This is a genomic window from Thermomicrobium roseum DSM 5159 (assembly GCF_000021685.1).
Classification (GTDB): Bacteria; Chloroflexota; Chloroflexia; order Thermomicrobiales; family Thermomicrobiaceae; genus Thermomicrobium; species Thermomicrobium roseum.
In genome coordinates, this window is record NC_011959.1 from 681,561 (window position 1) to 699,719 (window position 18,159).

At 60.9% G+C, this 18,159-nt stretch carries 15 protein-coding genes; 5 read left to right on the forward strand and 10 right to left on the reverse strand.

What is annotated here, in order from left to right; genetic code table 11:
* Positions 1-14: 14 nt before the first annotated feature.
* The 3 genes from TRD_RS03170 to rplI are packed head-to-tail and all read right to left on the reverse strand — an operon-like array spanning position 15 to position 2,572.
* On the reverse strand, positions 15-719 hold the full coding sequence (locus TRD_RS03170) for a DnaD domain-containing protein (protein ID WP_012642082.1): 705 nt from the start codon (positions 717-719) through the stop codon (positions 15-17).
* Positions 720-732: 13 nt separating this feature from the next.
* Entirely contained in the window at positions 733-2,085 is a 1,353-nt protein-coding gene (gene dnaB / locus TRD_RS03175; RefSeq protein WP_012642083.1) for a replicative DNA helicase, read from the reverse strand.
* Positions 2,086-2,098: 13 nt separating this feature from the next.
* Positions 2,099-2,572, reverse strand: a complete 474-nt coding sequence (gene rplI / locus TRD_RS03180) for a 50S ribosomal protein L9 (protein ID WP_041435941.1) — start codon at positions 2,570-2,572, stop codon at positions 2,099-2,101.
* A gap of 460 nt (positions 2,573-3,032) precedes the next feature.
* On the opposite strand from rplI, the gene TRD_RS03190 reads away from it, so the two are divergent.
* Complete coding sequence (locus TRD_RS03190) at positions 3,033-3,323, forward strand: DUF4258 domain-containing protein (RefSeq protein WP_041435943.1); 291 nt, start codon at positions 3,033-3,035, stop codon at positions 3,321-3,323.
* A gap of 30 nt (positions 3,324-3,353) precedes the next feature.
* Here TRD_RS03190 and rlmB read toward each other — a convergent pair whose 3' ends face one another.
* The 4 genes from rlmB to polA all read right to left on the reverse strand — a co-directional run bounded on the left by rlmB (position 3,354) and on the right by polA (position 8,736).
* Entirely contained in the window at positions 3,354-4,139 is a 786-nt protein-coding gene (gene rlmB, locus TRD_RS03195; protein WP_012642087.1) for a 23S rRNA (guanosine(2251)-2'-O)-methyltransferase RlmB, read from the reverse strand.
* Positions 4,136-5,527 (reverse strand): cysteine--tRNA ligase, encoded by a 1,392-nt coding sequence (cysS, locus tag TRD_RS03200; RefSeq protein ID WP_041436439.1) that lies wholly within the window; start codon positions 5,525-5,527, stop codon positions 4,136-4,138. The genes rlmB and cysS overlap by 4 nt, the downstream gene beginning before the upstream one ends.
* A gap of 129 nt (positions 5,528-5,656) precedes the next feature.
* On the reverse strand, positions 5,657-5,902 hold the full coding sequence (locus TRD_RS03205) for an FmdB family zinc ribbon protein (protein WP_012642090.1): 246 nt from the start codon (positions 5,900-5,902) through the stop codon (positions 5,657-5,659).
* A gap of 80 nt (positions 5,903-5,982) precedes the next feature.
* Positions 5,983-8,736, reverse strand: a complete 2,754-nt coding sequence (gene polA / locus TRD_RS03210; protein WP_012642091.1) for a DNA polymerase I — start codon at positions 8,734-8,736, stop codon at positions 5,983-5,985.
* 226 nt (positions 8,737-8,962) lie between these two features.
* On the opposite strand from polA, the gene TRD_RS03215 reads away from it, so the two are divergent.
* Genes TRD_RS03215 through TRD_RS03230 form a run of 4 tightly spaced genes read left to right on the forward strand, consistent with a single transcriptional unit; the run spans position 8,963 to position 14,881 of the window.
* On the forward strand, positions 8,963-9,964 hold the full coding sequence (locus TRD_RS03215; RefSeq protein WP_041435944.1) for an AAA family ATPase: 1,002 nt from the start codon (positions 8,963-8,965) through the stop codon (positions 9,962-9,964).
* Complete coding sequence (locus TRD_RS03220) at positions 9,964-11,220, forward strand: DUF58 domain-containing protein (protein WP_012642093.1); 1,257 nt, start codon at positions 9,964-9,966, stop codon at positions 11,218-11,220. The genes TRD_RS03215 and TRD_RS03220 overlap by 1 nt, the downstream gene beginning before the upstream one ends.
* 12 nt (positions 11,221-11,232) lie before the next feature.
* Positions 11,233-13,986 carry a transglutaminase domain-containing protein gene (locus tag TRD_RS03225; protein ID WP_012642094.1) on the forward strand — a complete coding sequence of 918 codons (2,754 nt, stop codon included), beginning with the start codon at positions 11,233-11,235 and terminating at the stop codon, positions 13,984-13,986.
* Positions 13,946-14,881, forward strand: coding sequence for a ribokinase (locus TRD_RS03230; protein ID WP_041435945.1), 936 nt, complete (start codon positions 13,946-13,948; stop codon positions 14,879-14,881). Before TRD_RS03225 ends, TRD_RS03230 begins: the two co-directional genes overlap by 41 nt.
* A gap of 67 nt (positions 14,882-14,948) precedes the next feature.
* Here the strand turns inward: TRD_RS03230 and TRD_RS03235 are convergent, their stop codons facing one another.
* From TRD_RS03235 to TRD_RS03245, 3 genes are all read right to left on the reverse strand, one after another.
* Positions 14,949-17,009, reverse strand: coding sequence for a sodium-translocating pyrophosphatase (locus TRD_RS03235; RefSeq protein WP_012642096.1), 2,061 nt, complete (start codon positions 17,007-17,009; stop codon positions 14,949-14,951).
* 148 nt (positions 17,010-17,157) lie between these two features.
* Positions 17,158-17,475, reverse strand: a complete 318-nt coding sequence (locus TRD_RS03240; RefSeq protein ID WP_012642097.1) for a cytochrome C oxidase subunit IV family protein — start codon at positions 17,473-17,475, stop codon at positions 17,158-17,160.
* A gap of 54 nt (positions 17,476-17,529) precedes the next feature.
* Complete coding sequence (locus TRD_RS03245) at positions 17,530-18,135, reverse strand: cytochrome c oxidase subunit 3 (protein WP_012642098.1); 606 nt, start codon at positions 18,133-18,135, stop codon at positions 17,530-17,532.
* Positions 18,136-18,159: the final 24 nt, after the last annotated feature.

An 18,159-nucleotide genomic window follows, 5' to 3' on the forward strand; every position in this document is an offset into this window, starting at 1 on the left:
AAGCCCCCGTGCCCTCAGTCGGTCTCGCTGAAGAGGGGGGCGTACTTGCCTCGGAGATACTTATCGGGATCGAGCTGGCGAGCGCGTTGATCTCGCGGATGGGTCTCATGGTCACGTCCTTCGGTGGCCCAACGCTCGAGGATCCGCTGGACATAGCGCCAGTTCCGGCGACCGTAGTGTACTGCTTCGACGATGGCTGCCTCAACCCACGCTGCTGGGTAGCGTTCGATCGCCTCAGCGAGTTGCTCAGCGATGAGTGGCGTCAGTGGCCCAATATTCTGCTCGTACAAAGCGAAGACGTTCGGCCGCTCGACATCGATGCGCTGTTGGATATCCAGCCGGATAGGAAGGAGAGCAGCCGGATCGCGCCGTGCCGTCGCGATCGTCGAAAGAGTGGCCAACGCGACCCATTCGCTCGTGCCACCACTCGGTGCAGAACTGCGCAGCCGCACGAGAAAACCGCGGGCAACAGCGACCTCGATCGCTCGCTGGATTTCTTGATCCGGAGAGCGATCCGTACCCCCAGGACGGATACCACGACGCAAAGCCGAATCACTGAGGAGCGCGGCAATCGGTATCGCTGAACTGCCGTGGAGGGTCGCGAGCCGGGCAGTCGCGAGTACGACCTTGATCGTTGCGACATCACGCGCTTGACTGATCAAGCGTTCGGCCAGATCGATGGGAAGACAACCGGGCACACCGACCGCATCACGCTCCATCCGGCCTCCTCGTTCACGCACCGGGTTCGCGATAGAGTTCGAGATCGGCAAAGCGAGCTGTTCGATCGAAGAAGCGAAGGTGCACGGTATCCGTCGGTCCGTTCCGGTGCTTGGCCACGATGATTTCGGCGATTCCCCGACGGTCGGTGTCGGGGTTGTAAATCTCGTCCCGGTAAATGAAGATGACGACATCCGCATCTTGTTCCAGGCTACCGCTCTCCCGCAGGTCGCTCAGGAGCGGCCGATGATCCGTTCGCGTCTCAACGGCTCGAGAGAGCTGCGACAGGGCCAGGACAGGCACGTTGAGTTCACGGGCCAGCGCTTTGAGTCCGCGCGAGATTTCCGAAATCTCCTGGACGCGGTTTTCAGCTCGGCGGGCGTGCATCAGCTGAAGGTAATCGACGATCACGAGGTCGAGGCCGTGCTCGGCCATCAGGCGTCGAGCCTTGCTGCGGAGTTCCATGACGCTGATTCCGGGCGTATCGTCGATGAAGATCCTAGCTTCAGCCAAGCGACCGAAGGCTCGCGAGATCGCGTCCCACTCTTGCTCGTCGATATAGCCGAGACGGAGCCGGTGCGTATCGATTCCTGTCTCCATAGCTAAGAGGCGCTGGACGAGTTGTTCAGCCGACATTTCGAGGCTAAAGATGGCGACCACTTTGCCCGCCTTGACGGCGGCATGATGGGCGATGCTGAGCTGGAAGGACGTCTTTCCCACCGAGGGGCGTGCCGCCAGGATGATCAAGTCCGAGCGTTGGAGTCCTCCAGTGAGTTTGTCCAGATCGGCGAACCCGGTGGGAACGCCGATGACTTCGCCGCGGTGCTGCTGGATATAGTCGAGCTTCTCGAAGAACTGCTCGAGCACTTGACCGACGGAAACGAAGTCACGACTCGCTCGGCGCTGCGAGACATCGAAGATGAGGCGCTCGGCTCGCTCGATCGCTTCGTCCGCTTCGATTCGTTCGTCGAAGCCGAGGCGAACGATTTCCGTTCCAGCGCCGATCAGTCGGCGCAAAGTCGCTGTGCGCTCGACGATCCGAGCATAGTATTCGACGTGGACGGCGCTCGGCACCACGCTGAGGAGCTCAGTGAGGTAGGCGACGCCGCCGGCATCGTCGAGGCGTCCGGTCCGTTCGAGTTCGTCGACGACCGTCACGAAGTCGGCGGGTACCCGCCGGTTGTAAAGGTCGAGCAGAGCCTGGTAGATGATACTATGGCTCCCGCGAAAGAAATCGTCAGGTCGGAGGAAGGAAGCAACCCGAATGATGGCGTCGCGATCGATGAGCAGGCTACCGAGCACGGCCTGCTCGGCCTCGATATTGTGCGGCGGTAACCGCTCGATGGCCTCGGCAGTCGTGCTCGTCATGGCACACTCCTGCTCATTCGTTCTCGCCAGCTCGACCGCCTTCTTCTGGTACGACCTCGACGATCACGGTGGGGCGAAGACTGCCGACCAGGTGAATCGGGACCCGGTGTTCGCCGAGCGAGCGGATCGGTTCTTCTAGCTCGACTGCCCGTCGGTCGATCTCGTGACCGACCAGCTGGCTGAGTCGTTCGGCGATGTCGCGTCCCGTGATGGACCCGTAGAGTCGTCCGCTCTCACCGACGCGGGCTGGGATAACCACACGGAATCCCTCGAGGCGCTGGGCGAGGTCGCGGAGTGCCTGCTCGGCCCGTTCGATCCGGCGACGCTGCGCCGCGAGCCGTGCTTGCGCGACCGCAACACGGTCAGGGGTTGCTGGTTCGGCGAGCCGCTGGGGGATCAGGTAATTGCGGGCAAACCCATCGGACACGCTCTGGATCGTGCCGGCCTTTCCGACGTTGGGAACATCGCGGAGCAAGATGACCTTCATCACTTCTCTCCCACTCGTGTCTCACGACGACCGCAGGGTGTCCGTACACCCAGTGTACCACGTCGTCAACTATACCGAGAAGCCCACGCGGATCGCAATTTTGACGCCCAGGCACAAGGGAAAGTCGAGTTCCTGCATGAACGAAAAACCGGCTGTCACGAATTTACCTGGCATCCGGGTGATCAGCGATCCGGCGCCGAGAAGCCGAGAAGAGGTCGAGAGCGATGGGGCCCGGACCACCGTCGATAGCGAAGAAGCCCTGCGTTGCTGCCGAGAGATCAGCAGCGCCAAGGGCAGCACTGTCTCAGTCAACTGGACTAAGCGGGCACTAGGTATAAGGTCATGAGAGAGCTGGACTATTGACAGGCGGACACGTTCGTTGCTAGACTTTGCGCGCACGAGGAAAAGGCAGGGTAGCCTTGCAGAAAGGAGCAGTGCCATCGTCGAGCGGACGTTCGTCTTGACTGACCACGCTCGCGAGCGTTGTGCGGAGCGGGGAATCCGACCCGCGCAAATCGAGTTCGTGCTGAAGTACGGGCGCCTTTTCCATGGACCGGATTGTCTGGTCGTCTATTTCGGGCACCGTGAAGTTCAGCAGCATCGAGCGAGAGGCAGTTGGATCGAGCGTCTGGAAGGTTTGACGATCGTGCTGAAGCCTGATGGCCGCACGGTCTGCACAGCGTACAAGAACCGCAGTGGGCTGCGGGGAGCTGGACGCAAGCGGGACGTGCTCTTCGCCGAGACTGCCTGAGGTCGTCGTGACGGGTGGCTACCCTGCCTTTCAACCTCGTGTCTCGGTTTTTTCGGCGGATTCCTGTCCCAACAGCCGACGGACAATCTCGTAAAGAGCGATCGACCCGGCAACGGCTGCATTGAGCGATTCGATTTGTCCCAGCATCGGGATGATGACTTGTACATCGGCTCGTTTGAGGAGAACCGGTGAGAGGCCATGCCCCTCAGCGCCGACCAGCAGAACCAGCGGGAGTGGCAAGGGAGCCCGGAAAAGCGACTGGGCGTTCGGTCCCGGTTCCAAGGCGACGATCCAGTAGCCGTGCTCACGGAGCGTGTCGACCGCGCGAGCGAGGTTGGTGACGAGTGTGATCTGGAGGTGCTCGACAGCTCCGGCTGAAGCGTTGACCACGGCCGGCGTGATACCAGCAGCGCGCCGTTCCGGCAGGACGACCCCACGCACGCCAGCCGCCTCAGCAGTGCGGAGCAAGGTCGCGATATTCTGGGGATCCTGCAGATGGTCGAGCAGGAGGACGATGCTCTCCGGTGCCGGGTCGAGTAACGTCGCGAAATCGACGTACGGGTACGGACTGGTCTCGAGAACGACCCCCTGGTGATTGACAGAGCCAACCATCCGGTCGAGTTCGCTGCGCGGGATGACGATGACCGGAATACCGCGGACGCGCGCTGCTTCCATCAGCGCCACGATACGGCCATGCGTCTCGATCCCGCTCGCGACAAAGAGTCGTCGGTGACGTCGCCGTCCCCTGAGGGCTTCCGCGACCGCGTTACGACCGTAGAGATACTCGCTCGGCCGACCGGGCTGTAACCGCCTCATGTCCAACGCCAGGTCGTTCCGCCCGGTGTATCCTCGACGAGGACGCCGAGTTCGTTGAGCCGACCGCGAATGTAGTCCGCCAGTTCCCATTGACGCTGGGCCCGTAAGCGTGCTCGCACGTCGAGAAGAAGGTCGATGAAGGGTTCCGCTGACTGGCGACCGGTCGATTGCTCGTCGAACCGGAAGCCGAGCACAGTCGCGAGTTCGAGTAAGGTGAACTGAGCGTAGCGGATCGCCTCCAATCGCTCGCCAGAGGCTCGTGCTCGATTGATGGCACGGGCTAACTCGAAAAGGCGGGCGAGCGCGACAGGGGTGTCGAAGTCGTCGTCCATGGCTTGACGGAAGGCGAGTCGCGTCGCATCGGCGAGCGTGGCGAGTTCGTGCTCCGGGCGGTTCGGTAACTCAGCCGGTTCGACGCCCTGCACAGCGAGCCGCAGTCGATCGAAGCCTCGGGTTGCTGCCTCGAACGCTTCCTCGGTGAAGGTGAGGGGACTACGATAGTGCGAGCTGAGCACCAGCAAGCGGAAGGGGCCAGCACCGTTCCGCGCCAGGAGTTCGCGAATGGTGATCAAGTTGCCGATCGATTTGCTCATCTTTTCGCCACCGAGCTGGAGGAGTCCATTGTGCAGCCAGTAACGGACGAACGGCTTCTTTCCGGTAAAAGCCTCGGATTGAGCGATTTCGTTCTCGTGGTGGGGAAAAATGAGATCCGCTCCCCCGCCATGAATGTCGATCTGTTCACCGAGATGCCGATAGATCATAGCGCTGCATTCGATATGCCATCCGGGGCGTCCGGGGCCCCATGGACTGTCCCACGCTGGCTCGCCCGGTTTGGCAGCCTTCCAGAGAGCAAAGTCCATGGGATGCTCCTTGCGGGGATCGATTTCGACACGGGCGCCGGCTAGCATCTCCTCCAGCGTGCGGTGTGAGAGTTTCCCGTATTCCGGGAACGAAAGAACGCGGAAGTAGACATCTCCGTCGATCGTGTAGGCATGTCCTTTGACGAGAAGACCCTTGACCATCTCGATGATGGTCGGTATCTCCTGAGTGGCACGGGGGTAGATCGTCGCCGGTTTGATGTTGAGCGCGGCTGTCTCATCGAGCCAGGCATCGATGAGTTGCTCAGCCAGTTCATGAGGGGGCAGGCCGAGCGTGGCGGCGCGCTGAATGATCTTGTCGTCGATGTCGGTGAAGTTCATCGCGAAGGTGACACGATAGCCGCTGTACTCGAGATACCGGCGAATCATATCGAAGACGATCGCTGACATGGCATGACCGATATGGGCATCGCTATAGACGGTCGGCCCGCACACATACATGCGCACGTGCCCAGGCTCCAATGTTTCGAACTGTTCCTTCTCTCGGGTCAGCGTGTTCGTCACGCGCAACGTCATCGGTTCGTTCTCCTCGCGTCACCGTCGCGTCCCACCAGAGCATACCTGAAGCCTGCACGGATCAGATCAGAAAAGAAGCGGGCGACCAGGATCGGTCGCCCGCTCACCGCTCTGATGAGAAAGTCAGTCATCCTTGGAGCTGGACGAGACGGTCTCCGAGCTGCTTTCGCTCTTCCCGTTAGAGCTTCCGGAACGCTTGTAGTCCGTGATGTAAAAGCCGGATCCCTTGAAGATGATCCCGGCGGGATAGAGCAAACGACGGACAGCGTTGCCGCAACTCGGGCAACTGGCGACTGGTTCGTCAGAGAAGCGCTGCTTGACCTCGAAGCGATGGCCACAGGTCGTGCATTCGTATTCGTAGATCGGCATCGACCACCCCTCCTGCGTGGCAAGAGTCGATCGCGTCCCGCCCGGAAAATTGTAATCGCCGTCGCATCCTTGAGCAAGGTCTAGTGGGAGAGTTTCACTCGAACCGGCTCAAGGTCAGCCCAATTGGGCCCCGCTTTGGCATCGACTTCGAGTGGCACGCTGAGTTCGACGACGCGACTCATGCGTGTCGTGACGAGTTCCGTTGTCGTCGCAAGTTCCGACTCCGGTACCTCCAGGACGAGTTCGTCATGAACCTGGAGCAGCATGCGGCTGCGCAAGCCGCGTTCGGCCAGCGCTCGGTGGACAGCGATCATGGCCAACTTCATAATATCGGCTGCGGTGCCTTGCAGCGGCATATTGACCGCCATCCGTTCGGCCGCCTGCCGTCGTGCCGGGTTGGAGGAGGTGATTTCGGGCAAGTATCGCCGCCGGCCGAAGAGCGTTTCGACGTAACCGAGTTCGGCCGCACGGCGTCTCGTTTCTTCGAGATAACGGGCGACGCCGGGGAAGCGCTGAAAATACGCTTCGATGAAGCGCTGTGCGTCTTGACGGCTCATACCGGTGTCGCGAGCGAGGCCGTACGCTTGCATCCCATACATGATGCCGAAATTGACGACTTTCGCGATGCGACGCATCTCTGGCGTGACCGCGTCGAGTGGGACCCCGAACACTTCAGACGCGGTAGCCGCGTGAATGTCCTTGCCTTCAGCGAAGGCACGCAGGAGTGCGGGATCCTGACTGAAGTGAGCCATCAGGCGAAGCTCGATCTGCGAGTAGTCAACTGAAAGAAGCAGGATCGGTTCATCGGCGATTCGATAACCTGGGCGATTGTCAGCGATGAAGGCGCGGCGAACGGCGAGTCCCAGCTCGCCGCGAGCAGGAATGTTCTGAAGGTTCGGGTCGGAGGAGCTCAAGCGGCCGGTGGCCGCGACAGTTTGATGGAAAATCGTGTGGACGCGTCCGGTTTGGGGATGGACTTGCCGCGGTAAGGCATCGACGTACGTCGACTTCAATTTGAGGAGTTGCCGGTATTCCAAAATCGCCTCGACGATGGGGTGGGTATCGCGGAGATTCTCGAGCACTTCTTGAGAAACTGAATACCCAGTCTTGGTTCGTTTGCCGCGAGGCAGGCCGAGTTCGTCGAAGAGCAGGGTGCTCAACTGTTGTGGCGAGTTGATGTTGAAGGGATGCCCAGCCAGTTCGTAGATGCGTCGCTCGAGCGCATGCAGCTGACCGTCCAGCATGATGGAGAGCTGTTCGAGGTACGGCACATCGATCGCGATTCCCGCCTTTTCCATGTCGATCAGTACATCGATGAGAGGAAGTTCGATTTCGGTGAACAGCCGGAGTTGATTGTGGGCTTCGAGTTGTGGACGAAGTACCTCGACTAACCGGTATGTCGCCTCGACGTCGGCACAGGCGTATTGCGTGACCCGTGCGATCTCGGCGCGATCCATCGTGAGTTGCTTCTTGCCCCGTCCAATTAGCTCGGTGATTTCCTCCATCTCCCACCCGAGCTTCGTGAATGCCAATTCTTTGAGGCCGACAGCATTTTCGCCCAGTAGGTAGGCGGCGATCATCGTATCGAAGTCGATGTGTGGTCGGGGAAAACCGGCACGTTCCAAGACCAGGGCATCGTATTTGCCGTGGTGCGCATAACGTTGCTTCTCTGGATGGCGCAGGAAGGGCGCCAGTCGTTGCAACACCTGTTCGATATCGAGTTGGGTATCACCCGTCGTGTGTCCGAGCGGCACGTAATAGCTCCGGTCGGGAGCTGTCGCCAACGCGATGCCCACGAGGTCGGCGTACATGGGATGCAAAGCTGTCGTCTCTACATCGAGCGCAAAGGCCTGACAGGTTTCCAAATCCCGGACAAGGTCGCTCAAATCGGCATCGGTCAGGACGGCGCGTCGCTGACTCGCTGGTGCCGCCGTCTTCCGCACCGGCTGGCGCGGTTGCGGAAGTCGAGGAACCAGGCTGCGGAACTCGAGTTCGCGAAACAGCTGGAGGACCCGTTCCCGGTCGAAATCGCCGAAGCGAGCCTGTTCGAGGTCGAGGGTGATGTCTGCATCGCGAACGATGGTGGCGAGGCGGCGACTTGCGAGAACGGTTTCGCGGGCCGCCCGAAGCGCCTCGCGCAGTCGCGGCGGTTCGACTTCGTCGATGCGGTCGAGCATCTCCTCGAGGGAGGAGAATCGCTGGATGAGTCGTGTCGCTGTCTTCTCGCCGATTCCCGGGACTCCAGGAATGTTGTCGGACGGATCACCGACCAGTGCCTTGTATTCGGGCAACCGTTCGGGTGGAAAGCCGTACCGCTCGATGACTGCTTGACGGTCATAAACACGGTAATCGCCGAAGCGTTGGCGACCGGGAAGGATGACACGGACATCTTCATCGACGAGCTGGAGCAAATCGGTATCGCCGGTGACGATCAGAACTTCGAGCCCGTTGGCAGTGGCGCGAGCAGCGAGTGTCCCGATGAGGTCATCAGCTTCGTAGCCCTCGCGCGTGACGATCGGGATTCCCAACGCATCGAGTAGTTGGCGGATTCGCTCGAGCTGGTGCTTGAGGTCATCCGGTGTTTCAGGGCGGTGAGCCTTGTATTCCTCGTAGAGTTGTTGTCGAAAGCTCCGTCCCGTATCGAAACAGACGATGACGTAATCGGGTTCGAAATCGTTCAGCACTTCCAATAACATGCTGGCGAATCCGAACACCACATGTGTCGGTTCGCCGGCACTGGTCGCGAGAGTCGGGGGCAACGCGTGATACGCGCGATAGGCGAGCCCATGTCCATCAACGAGTACCAGGCGTGGTCGACGTGAGCGCTCCGGCATGGCACCCTCTCCTCGTCGCGGGGATTATAGACGAGACCAAGGCGTCGTCTCAGGATTTTCTCAGGCCGGAAGAGTAGGCTCGGTGAAGAGCAGGATCAGAGCTCGGCGGCGGCCGCTTGCTATAATTCGCATGCTCCTGTGGGTCGGATAGAAAGATCGCTGATCGGTCCGAGCAAATGGTGGTCGAGAGGGTGACCAAAGACGCGTGACGGGGACGGAAAGAGCGATGACCGAAGTACAAGTTTTGACGGAACGTATCGCAGACAATGTCGAGCGAGTTCTCGTCGGGAAGAGTCGCGAGGTCCGTCTGGTCTTGGTCGCCCTGCTGTGCCGCGGCCACGTGTTGATCGAAGATGTGCCGGGAGTTGGGAAGACGGTTCTCGCCAAGGCGATCGCGCGCAGCATCGGTTCGACGTTCAAGCGGATTCAGTTCACTCCTGATCTGCTCCCTTCCGACATCACCGGCGTCAACGTCTTCAACCAGTTGACGGGTCGGTTCGAGTTTCGACCAGGACCGGTGGTCGCCCATATCGTATTAGCGGACGAGATCAACCGGGCGACCCCGAAAACGCAGTCAGCGTTGCTCGAGGCGATGGAAGAGGGTCAAGTAACAGTCGATGGTGTGACGCACCCGCTTCCGGAACCGTTCGTCGTGCTCGCGACCGAGAATCCGATCGAATACGAGGGAACGTTTCCGCTCCCTGAGGCGCAGCTGGATCGTTTTCTGATCCGCTTGTCGCTCGGTTATCCCAGCCGACGCGGGGAGATCGAGATGCTCAGTCGCCAGCATTTCGAGCACCCGCTGGAGCACCTGGGACAAGTAGCAACGTTGGAGGAACTGCGAGCGGCGCAGGAACAGGTGCGCCATGTCTACGTCGACGACGTGTTGAAAGAGTACATCGTCTCACTGGTGGAAGCGACGCGGCGACACGACGACGTGTATCTCGGTGCTGGGCCACGCGGGTCGCTGGCACTCTACAATGCAGCCCGTGCCTGGGCAGCGATGCACGGGAGAGATTTCGTCATTCCGGACGACATTAAAGAGCTCGCTGAGCCGACGCTCGCACACCGGATCATCGTGAATCCCGCTGCACGAATGCGGAATGTCGATGCCCGCACCATCGTGCGCGAGATCGTCATGGCTGTTCCAGTACCAGGTGCGCGACCGGCCAGTTCGGGGACTTCGGAGCAGACGGCCCGTCGGCGCCTGCCATTCGGTGGTTCGTGATGGCGTGGATCCGCGTTGCGCTTCTCGCTGGTGTTATCCTGCTCCTCTCCCAACTGAACCGGTGGACGATCTTCGACAAACTGTTTTTCGTCCTCGGGGGACTCTTGGTGGTGGCATACTTCTGGAGCCGCTTTGCGCTGAGCGGCCTGGTGATCACCCGACGAACGTTGACCGATCGAGCGCACGTCGGTGATCTTCTGATCGAACAGGTGGAACTGGAGAATCGAAGTCGTCTCGCTAAGCTCTGGATCGAGGTGATCGATCACTCGACGTTACCGGGCCATCGCTTGAGTCGGGTGGTGAGTCTGGGACCAGGCGCAACAGTCGGCTGGCGAGCCAAGACCTGGTGTACCCGCCGGGGGCGATTTCGACTCGGTCCTTTGGTTCTCCGGGCGAGCGATCCATTCGGGTTGTTCGAGCGGCAACTCCTGGTGCCTGAAACGCGCGAACTCATCGTCTATCCGGCGCTGGTCGATCTCACGACGGTGAGACTTCCGGCTGGTGAGCTCCCTGGTGGAAGTGCATTGCAGAAGCGTACGCCGTTCGTCACACCGAATGTTGTCGGGGTACGCCAATACCAGCCGGGTGACAGTTTCAATCGGATCGCCTGGAGTGCGACAGCGCGCACCGGGCAGCTGATGGTCAAGGAATTCGAGCTCGATCCGAGCGCTGACGTCTGGCTGGTGCTGGATGGGGATGCACGGCACCACGTCGTCGCTCATGGCGTAGCCGGTGCGGGCGATACAGGCCAGCGCGTTGTTGGAGTGATTCTCGACTCGACAGAGGAGTATGCGGTCACCATCACTGCGTCGCTTGCGCGTTATTTCCTCGACCTCAATCGGGCAGTCGGCGTCGTCGCATCGGGCGGGAGCCGGGTCGTCCTACCAGCTGATCGCGGCGCGCGTCATCTGGTCAAGGTCTTAGAGATGCTCGCCCTCTTCCGATCGGATGGACGAGCGCCCGTTCAGGAGACTTTGCTCACCGAGCAGACCCGCTTCGGGCGCGAGGCGGTCGTGATCGTGGTGACTCCATCGACGGATGAAGCATGGGTGAAGGCGCTGGCTGAGTTGACGACACGCTCGGTGCGGAGTCTGGCTATCGTGATCGAGCCGAGCACCTTCGGCAGCGAGGCCAGTTCCCTTTTAGTGGTGAGCGAGTTGACCGCTCTCGGGATTCCTTTCGTCCTCGTGAAGTACGGAGACGACTTGCGGCGACTCCTCGCACTACCCATGGGGGCGATCGCGATCTCCAGATAGGGAGCTTGAGCGATGACATGGTGGTGGAACCGACTGACGCCGCGTGTCGGATGGTTCCCTTTCGGCTTGCTCCTCGTGCTCGATCTACTAGCAGGATATTCGACGTACCGTGCCGAGTGGTCAGATGGCCTCATCGTGGCGGTGCGGGCCATCATGATCGGATCGGTCCTTGCCTATCTGCTAGCACGGCCGCTCGGATTACCTGACTGGGCTGCACATCCGGTAGCGAGCTTGTTCGGTACGCTGAGCGTGCTCTGGATTCTCCAAGACTTACTCAGCGATGAACTCGGCGGGTGGCGGGACAAGCTCGCTTTTCTCTGGTTGCGCTGGGAACGTTGGTTCGCGGCGGTACAGGATGGGCAGCCGAGAGACGATTATTACCTGTTCTTGCTCCTCATCGCCGTCACACATTTTCTGGTCGGGTATTTGTCGTCGTGGCTCCTCGTGCGGCATGACCACGCATGGGTGAGCGTTCTCCTACCGAGTATCGTGATTCTCATCAATGCGGGCTATTCCCGAGAGGTTTCACCGCTGTTCGTGGCGATCATGATCGTGCTCGATCTTCTCATCGTTGGTCGCGTGACGTTCATGCAACGACTCTGGCGATGGCGGGCACGCGGGTTCCCGCACGCGAGCGGGCTCGCGTGGCAGGCACTGTGGGTTCTCAGCTGGTTGTCCGTCGCGCTTTTGTTGGTCGGATGGATCGTTCCCCTGAGCACGCACTCCCCTCGGGTATCGGCCCTTTTGCAGCCAACCAGCCGACCGTGGAACGAGGTGCGCGATACACTCGCGGAGTGGTTCCCTTCAGTACGTGGCCCAGGAGGAACACGGGGTGGAGTGGGTGGTTTCGCCAGTTTCGGTGATCGCTTCGAGATCGGTGGTCCACTGCGCCTGAGCGATGAGCCGGTGTTGCTCGTCAGTGGTCTGGAGGCGCCGTACCTCACGGTCCGAACCTATGACCTCTACACTGGCCGAGGCTGGCGATCGAGTGCGGTACCGGAGCTCGAACTCGATCGAGAAACGAGCACACCACCGAGTTCGCCGACCGATCAGTCGGTCTCCCAACCCGCTCCGCTTCTCGAGTTCGCGAGCGGGGAAGAAATGCCACAGGACCGGTCGATCGCTCTCGAAAGGCAAACGCTGGCGTATCACGTCGAGGTTCTGCAGGCGCGAGGGGCAGCGCTGCCCATCACGGGTACGCCGGTCTCGGTCAGTGTTCCTGTCCGTGCACTCTATGGTTGGACGAACGGGAACGATTGGCGGACGATCGAACTCGAGTCGACGCCGGAGGAGCAGATTCCTCGCGAGTTGCGTCCACTCGCCCAGCTGTTGCGTGCTACCGTCTTCCGTCCGCCGGCCGAGGAAGCGTCGGAGACTCCGACGCCTGACCCGTATGCGGATCGCGCATGGTATTGGTCGTTCATGAGGGGATCACCGGCTCTTCCTGAGCTCGATACCTTGATGAATCAGTTAGCGGCGCGCGGTATCGAGGTTACGTTCTGGTGGGAAGCAGGTGCGGACGACTCGTTTCGGATCATGCGGGTAGCGTATCGGGGACGGCTTCCGGATTATGCCGATCTGGAAGCGTTGTTCCCCACTGAAGGAGTCAGTCGCGGCCTGAGCTACGATCTTGTCACGACGGTCAGCCGGGCGACGCCGGAGCAACTGCGGGCTGCTGATCGGGGCAACGGGGATACCGTCGATTCAGGAAACCTCGAGGCGACTGTATATGGAGTCTACCCCCGTGATCTTTACCGGCGGTACACGCAGCTCCCCGAATCGGTGACGGAACGCACTCGCCAACTCGCGCTCGCGCTGGCCGCAGGAAAGTCGAACGCCTACGATGTCGCCGCGACGATCGAGGCGTTCGTCCGCCAAAGGATCGCCTACAACGAGGCTGCGCCGACCCCGAGTGGCATCGACGCGGTCGATACCGTGCTCTTCGTGCGGCCGGAAGGGTATTGCACCTTTTATGCTTCGGCGATGGCCGTCCTGCTCCGTGCTGTGGGGATTCCGGCGCGTATCGCGGTCGGTTATTACCCGGGTGAGTCGAACGGCGAGATGGGTGGGATCGTCTATCGTGATCGTAATGCGCACGCCTGGGTCGAGGTCTTTTTCCCCGGATACGGTTGGATTCCCTTCGAGCCGACTGCGTCCCGTCCGCCTCTGTTGCGCGGATCCGTTGCGGAGCAAGCTGACTGGCTTCCGATGGACCCGATTTTGGGTGCTAATCTCCCTACCGATGAGCGGTTCGGACTTCGCTTGTCGGAACTCGATCGATCGGAGGGAGCTGGTGCGGTTGGCACCGCGGCTGCAACGAACCAGTCACGGGCGTCGTCGAGTCGCATCGCCTTGGTAGTGAGTCTGGCTGTGCTGGGAATGCTGGTACTCGCCGTGACGCTTTGGTGGTTTTGGGGAAGCTGGCGCCTTTCGCCAGCCGGACGGCTCTATCTCCGACTTTGCCGCTTAGGCCGGGTAGCTGGTGTGCCGCTGCGCGAGTCCATGACGCCGCTCGAGTACGCCTGGGAAATCGGCCGCCGCTTCCCTGGTACGCGACGAGCTGCTGAGATGATCGCCTTCCTCTACACGCGCGAGCAGTACGGCCAGCGGTTGGCAAGCGAGCAAGAGGTGCGTATTGCTGCCCGCGGTTGGCGTGAATCGATCCGGCCTCGCCTGCTCCGTGCGATCGTTCGGTGGCAGAAACCGCTGGGGATGGACGAGAGCGATGCCTGGACGATGCGTGGTCGTTGGGAGCGTCAATACTGACGTAGTGGTGAGCGTTCCGCGGTTCGCTGTGGCTGGTGAAACCATCGCTGCCCGCGACGCTCGGATCGTCGGCGGCGGAAAGGGAGCGAATCAGGCGGTCGGAGTTGCCCGCTGGGGAGTTCCGGTTGCGTTGGTTGCTGCACTCGGCGACGATCCGTTCAGCGAAGCAAGGCGGGCGGAACTGGTGGCCGACCGAGTCGATGTCGGCGCGGTGCGACGCGTCCCGGGGTTGGGTGGTCTCGCGCTCATCGAGATCGACGTTCACGGAGAAAACCGGATCGTCATCGCTCCTGGGTCCAACGGTGCGTTGGATGCTGGCTGGGTGCGCGAGCAGTTCGAGGTTCTGCGAATCGGGCGTGGGGATGTCGTCTGTGTGCAATTGGAAATCCCGCTCGAGGCGGTGGGCGCAGCTTTGCAGTGTGGGCGAGGAGCTGGCGCCTGGTGTCTCCTCAACGCCACACCGTGGACGAAGGAGGCTGAGCATCTGCTCGCGAACTGTGACGTGCTGGTGGTGAATCGGCTCGAGGCTTATCAAGTGGCTGGGCTGGCAAGTTCGGACCCACTGGATCGTGTCGCTGAGACCCTCGCTTCCCGCGTTTCAACGGTGTTCGTCACACTCGGTGTGCAGGGGGCGATCTGTGTCGCGCAGGGGACGCGCTGGCGTTGTGCCGCGCCTTCCGTAGCGGTCGTGGATACGACTGCCGCTGGTGACGCGTTCGTCGCTGCAGTGGCTGCTGGACTCATCGAAGGACTCGAGTGGCCGTCGATCCTCCAGCGAGCGGTGTGGGCAGGCTCGCTCGCTGTCCAACGGTTCGGGGCGCAGCCCTCGCTACCGGAGAAGTGGGAAATCGAGCGTGCCCTGGCCGAGCGACCACTGCTCGTCGAACGCTGGTGACACAAGCGCGATCGCCCGGGCAGGAAGCTCCGGGCGATCGCGCGAGGTTCTGCTACAGTGACGATCATCAACCCCAGCCGAGCGCCTTCACGATCAAGAGTGCGACGATATTGACGACCTTGATCATCGGGTTGATGGCGGGGCCGGCGGTGTCTTTGTACGGATCACCGACTGTGTCGCCGGTTACAGCCGCCTGATGTGCGAAGCTGCCCTTTCCGCCGTGGGCACCGGATTCGATGAACTTCTTGGCGTTGTCCCAGGCAGCGCCCCCGGTCGTCATGGAGATGGCGACGAAGAGTCCGGTCACGATGGAGCCGATGAGCAATCCGCCGAGTGCCTCCTTGCCCAGAAGAACGGCCACGATGATGGGGGCGAGGATCGTGATGAGAACCGGCACCAGCATCTGGCGCAGTGCTTCGCGGGTCACGATATCGACGGCACGACCGTACTCTGGACGGGCCTTCCCTTCCAACAAACCAGGAATCTCGCGAAACTGTCGTCGTACTTCTTGCACGACTGCGCCGCCGGCTTTCCCCACCGCTTCCATGAGAAAGCTTGCGAAAAAGTAGGGAAGTGCAGCGCCGATGAATATGCCGATCACGACGCGCGGATTGGACAACTCGAAGACGAGCTGCTCCGAGAGCTCCAAATAGTACGAGGCAAAGAGGACGAGGGCCGCAAGACCAGCCGAGCCGATCGCGTACGCCTTGGTGACTGCCTTGGTGGTATTGCCTACGGCGTCGAGAGGGTCGGTGACCGACCGGACTTCATCTGGAAGTTCGGCCATTTCGGCAATACCTCCGGCGTTATCGGTAATGGGCCCGAAGGAATCGACGGCGACGATCATGCCGGTCATGGAGAGCATGGCCATAGCGGCAACTGCCAGCCCGTAGAGACCGCTGTACGGTGACGACGCAGAATGCGTCAAATTGTAAGCGACATAAATCGCCAAAGCGATGAGGACGATGGGTGGAAAAGTGGCTTGCATCGAGACAGCCAGGCCACTGATGATGTTGGTCGCATGTCCGGTTTCCGAGGCAGCGGCGATCCGCTTGACCGGGCTGTACTTTTCCGAAGTGAAGAATTCTGTGAAAACGACCATGCCGATGGTCACCACCAGACCGACCAGCGCACTGAGCCAGAGCTTGGCCGCCGCGGAGAGCTCGAACGAGAAGCCGAAGAGGGAGACGGGCCCGCTGGTAACGACGGGGTTGTCACCCATCAGCCAGCTCGTGACCGGTAAGAAGAGGATAGCGGCCAGAAGCATGGCCGCGATGACCCCCTTATAGAGGGCACGCATGATCGAGCGACTCGCATCGAGGCGTACGAAAAAGGTGCCGATGATGGAAGTGAGGATGGATACAGCACCGAGCGCGAGTGGGTAGACCACTGCCACTTCGGTACCGAAAACGAGGTGGCCGAGGAGCATCGCAGCGATGGCGGTCACGGCGTACGTCTCGAAGAGGTCGGCTGCCATACCGGCGCAGTCACCGACGTTGTCCCCGACGTTGTCGGCGATGACGGCAGGATTGCGCGGGTCGTCTTCCGGGATACCAGCTTCCACTTTGCCGACGAGGTCGGCACCGACATCTGCTGCCTTCGTGTAGATACCGCCACCGATACGCGCGAAGACAGAAATGAGGCTTCCACCGAAGCCGAGACCGACCAGCGCAGTCACGTTCCGCGTGATGAGATAGAACAGCGTCACACTCAGTAGACCGAGACCGGCGACGAGGAGGCCGGTCACAGCGCCGCCCCGAAAGGCGACCGCTAGGGCTCGCTCGAGCCCGCGTTTGGCAGCTTCCGCCGTACGCACGTTCGCTCGCACGGCGATCGACATGCCGATGAAACCAGCGAGTCCCGATGCGATCGCGCCGACGAGGAAACCGACAGCGGTCGTCCAGTCGACCGCGAAGCCGAGAATGAGGGCGACGATCACCGCGACGATAGCCACGAGCGTGTATTGCCGACGCATGTACGCCTCGGCGCCCTCCTGAATGGCCTGGGCGATCGCCTGCATGCGTTCATCACCACGCGGTTGGGCTAAAACCCAACGGATCAGGATGGCCCCATAGAGGAGCGCGAGGACTGCCGCGCCCAACGCCAGGTACAACGCCGTGTTTTCCATGGTCCTGTTACCCCTCCCTCGTTCGGTCGGAACACCAGTTCTTCGTCACCCCGAAGTGTCGCGAGGATGAAGGACTGCACACGATACTCCGGCCAGATGGTGCCATCATGGCCGGAGCCTGGCAAGTCGTCCTTTGCGGACAAGAACGCTATGGCGTCAAAAGAGGTTGGCCATAGATATGGTAGATTGCAGCCATGGCGGTGAAGATGCTGATCGCGATCAACATCCCCCAGGCAAAAATGCCGGTCAGAAGTCGTGCGTCGTACTTGAGGTGCATGTAGTAGGCGACGACCAGCACGAATTTGACGATGGCAAAGAAGATCAAGATCGGTGCAGTCAAGACACCGAGCGTCGACTCGAAGACATAGGTCAGGACCTCGAGCACTGTGGCGATCGTCAGGAGCACGAGGACGCGTACCCAGGTCGCTGGTCCGGGTTGCGCATGGGTGACCGGTGGTTCAGCCATCTGCTTCCCTCCTCACGGTTTCGACGATCCCCGACGTCTTGCTCAGAGCCGACTTCAGTATGGCATGAGATAGACCAGCATGAAAATGACGATCCAGACGATATCGACGAAGTGCCAGTAGAGCGTCGTGACGAAGAAGCGTTCGACGTGAGCGGTTGTGAGCTTGCCGAACAACGACAGCAGCCACTGGACCAGGAGCCAGACGATACCGATGAACACGTGTGTACCGTGGAAACCAGTCAGGACGAAGAAGGTCGTTCCGAACAGGTTCGACGTGAGCGTGAGTCCTTCGTGATAGAAAGTCGTGAATTCGTAGTACTGGCCGCCGAGGAAGAGAGCACCGAGCAAGATCGTCCCGAGGAGCCAACCGCGGAATCCGCGCATATCGCCCCGCTCGAGTGCGGTGAGCGACATGACGATCGCGAAACTGGAGAGGAGAAGGACGGCTGCCGAGACGGAGGTATAGGGTATGTCGAGAACATCGCGCGGATAGGGGGGCTCGAAATAGCGACCACGATAGGCAAAATAAACCCAAATCAGTGACACGAAGAACATGCAGTCGCTGGCCAGGAACGTCCACATCATCAACCGGTTATGCGAGATACCGGTCGTCGTGTGCTCACCAGCCGGGTGCGCCTGCGCCGTGACCGAGTGACCCACCTCGCGATCCCTTCTCTCCAACGA

What these genes read in the sequence shown, in the direction of transcription:
- TRD_RS03170 (WP_012642082.1), bottom strand. Translation starts at nt 719, where the DNA reads ATGGAGCGTGATGCGGTCGGTGTGCCCGGTTGTCTTCCCATCGATCTG.
- dnaB (WP_012642083.1), bottom strand. Translation starts at nt 2,085, where the DNA reads ATGACGAGCACGACTGCCGAGGCCATCGAGCGGTTACCGCCGCACAAT.
- rplI (WP_041435941.1), bottom strand. Translation starts at nt 2,572, where the DNA reads ATGAAGGTCATCTTGCTCCGCGATGTTCCCAACGTCGGAAAGGCCGGC.
- rlmB (WP_012642087.1), bottom strand. Translation starts at nt 4,139, where the DNA reads ATGAGGCGGTTACAGCCCGGTCGGCCGAGCGAGTATCTCTACGGTCGT.
- TRD_RS03205 (WP_012642090.1), bottom strand. Translation starts at nt 5,902, where the DNA reads ATGCCGATCTACGAATACGAATGCACGACCTGTGGCCATCGCTTCGAG.
- polA (WP_012642091.1), bottom strand. Translation starts at nt 8,736, where the DNA reads ATGCCGGAGCGCTCACGTCGACCACGCCTGGTACTCGTTGATGGACAT.
- TRD_RS03215 (WP_041435944.1), top strand. Translation starts at nt 8,963, where the DNA reads ATGACCGAAGTACAAGTTTTGACGGAACGTATCGCAGACAATGTCGAG.
- TRD_RS03220 (WP_012642093.1), top strand. Translation starts at nt 9,964, where the DNA reads ATGGCGTGGATCCGCGTTGCGCTTCTCGCTGGTGTTATCCTGCTCCTC.
- TRD_RS03225 (WP_012642094.1), top strand. Translation starts at nt 11,233, where the DNA reads ATGACATGGTGGTGGAACCGACTGACGCCGCGTGTCGGATGGTTCCCT.
- TRD_RS03230 (WP_041435945.1), top strand. Translation starts at nt 13,946, where the DNA reads ATGCCTGGACGATGCGTGGTCGTTGGGAGCGTCAATACTGACGTAGTG.
- TRD_RS03235 (WP_012642096.1), bottom strand. Translation starts at nt 17,009, where the DNA reads ATGGAAAACACGGCGTTGTACCTGGCGTTGGGCGCGGCAGTCCTCGCG.
- TRD_RS03240 (WP_012642097.1), bottom strand. Translation starts at nt 17,475, where the DNA reads ATGGCTGAACCACCGGTCACCCATGCGCAACCCGGACCAGCGACCTGG.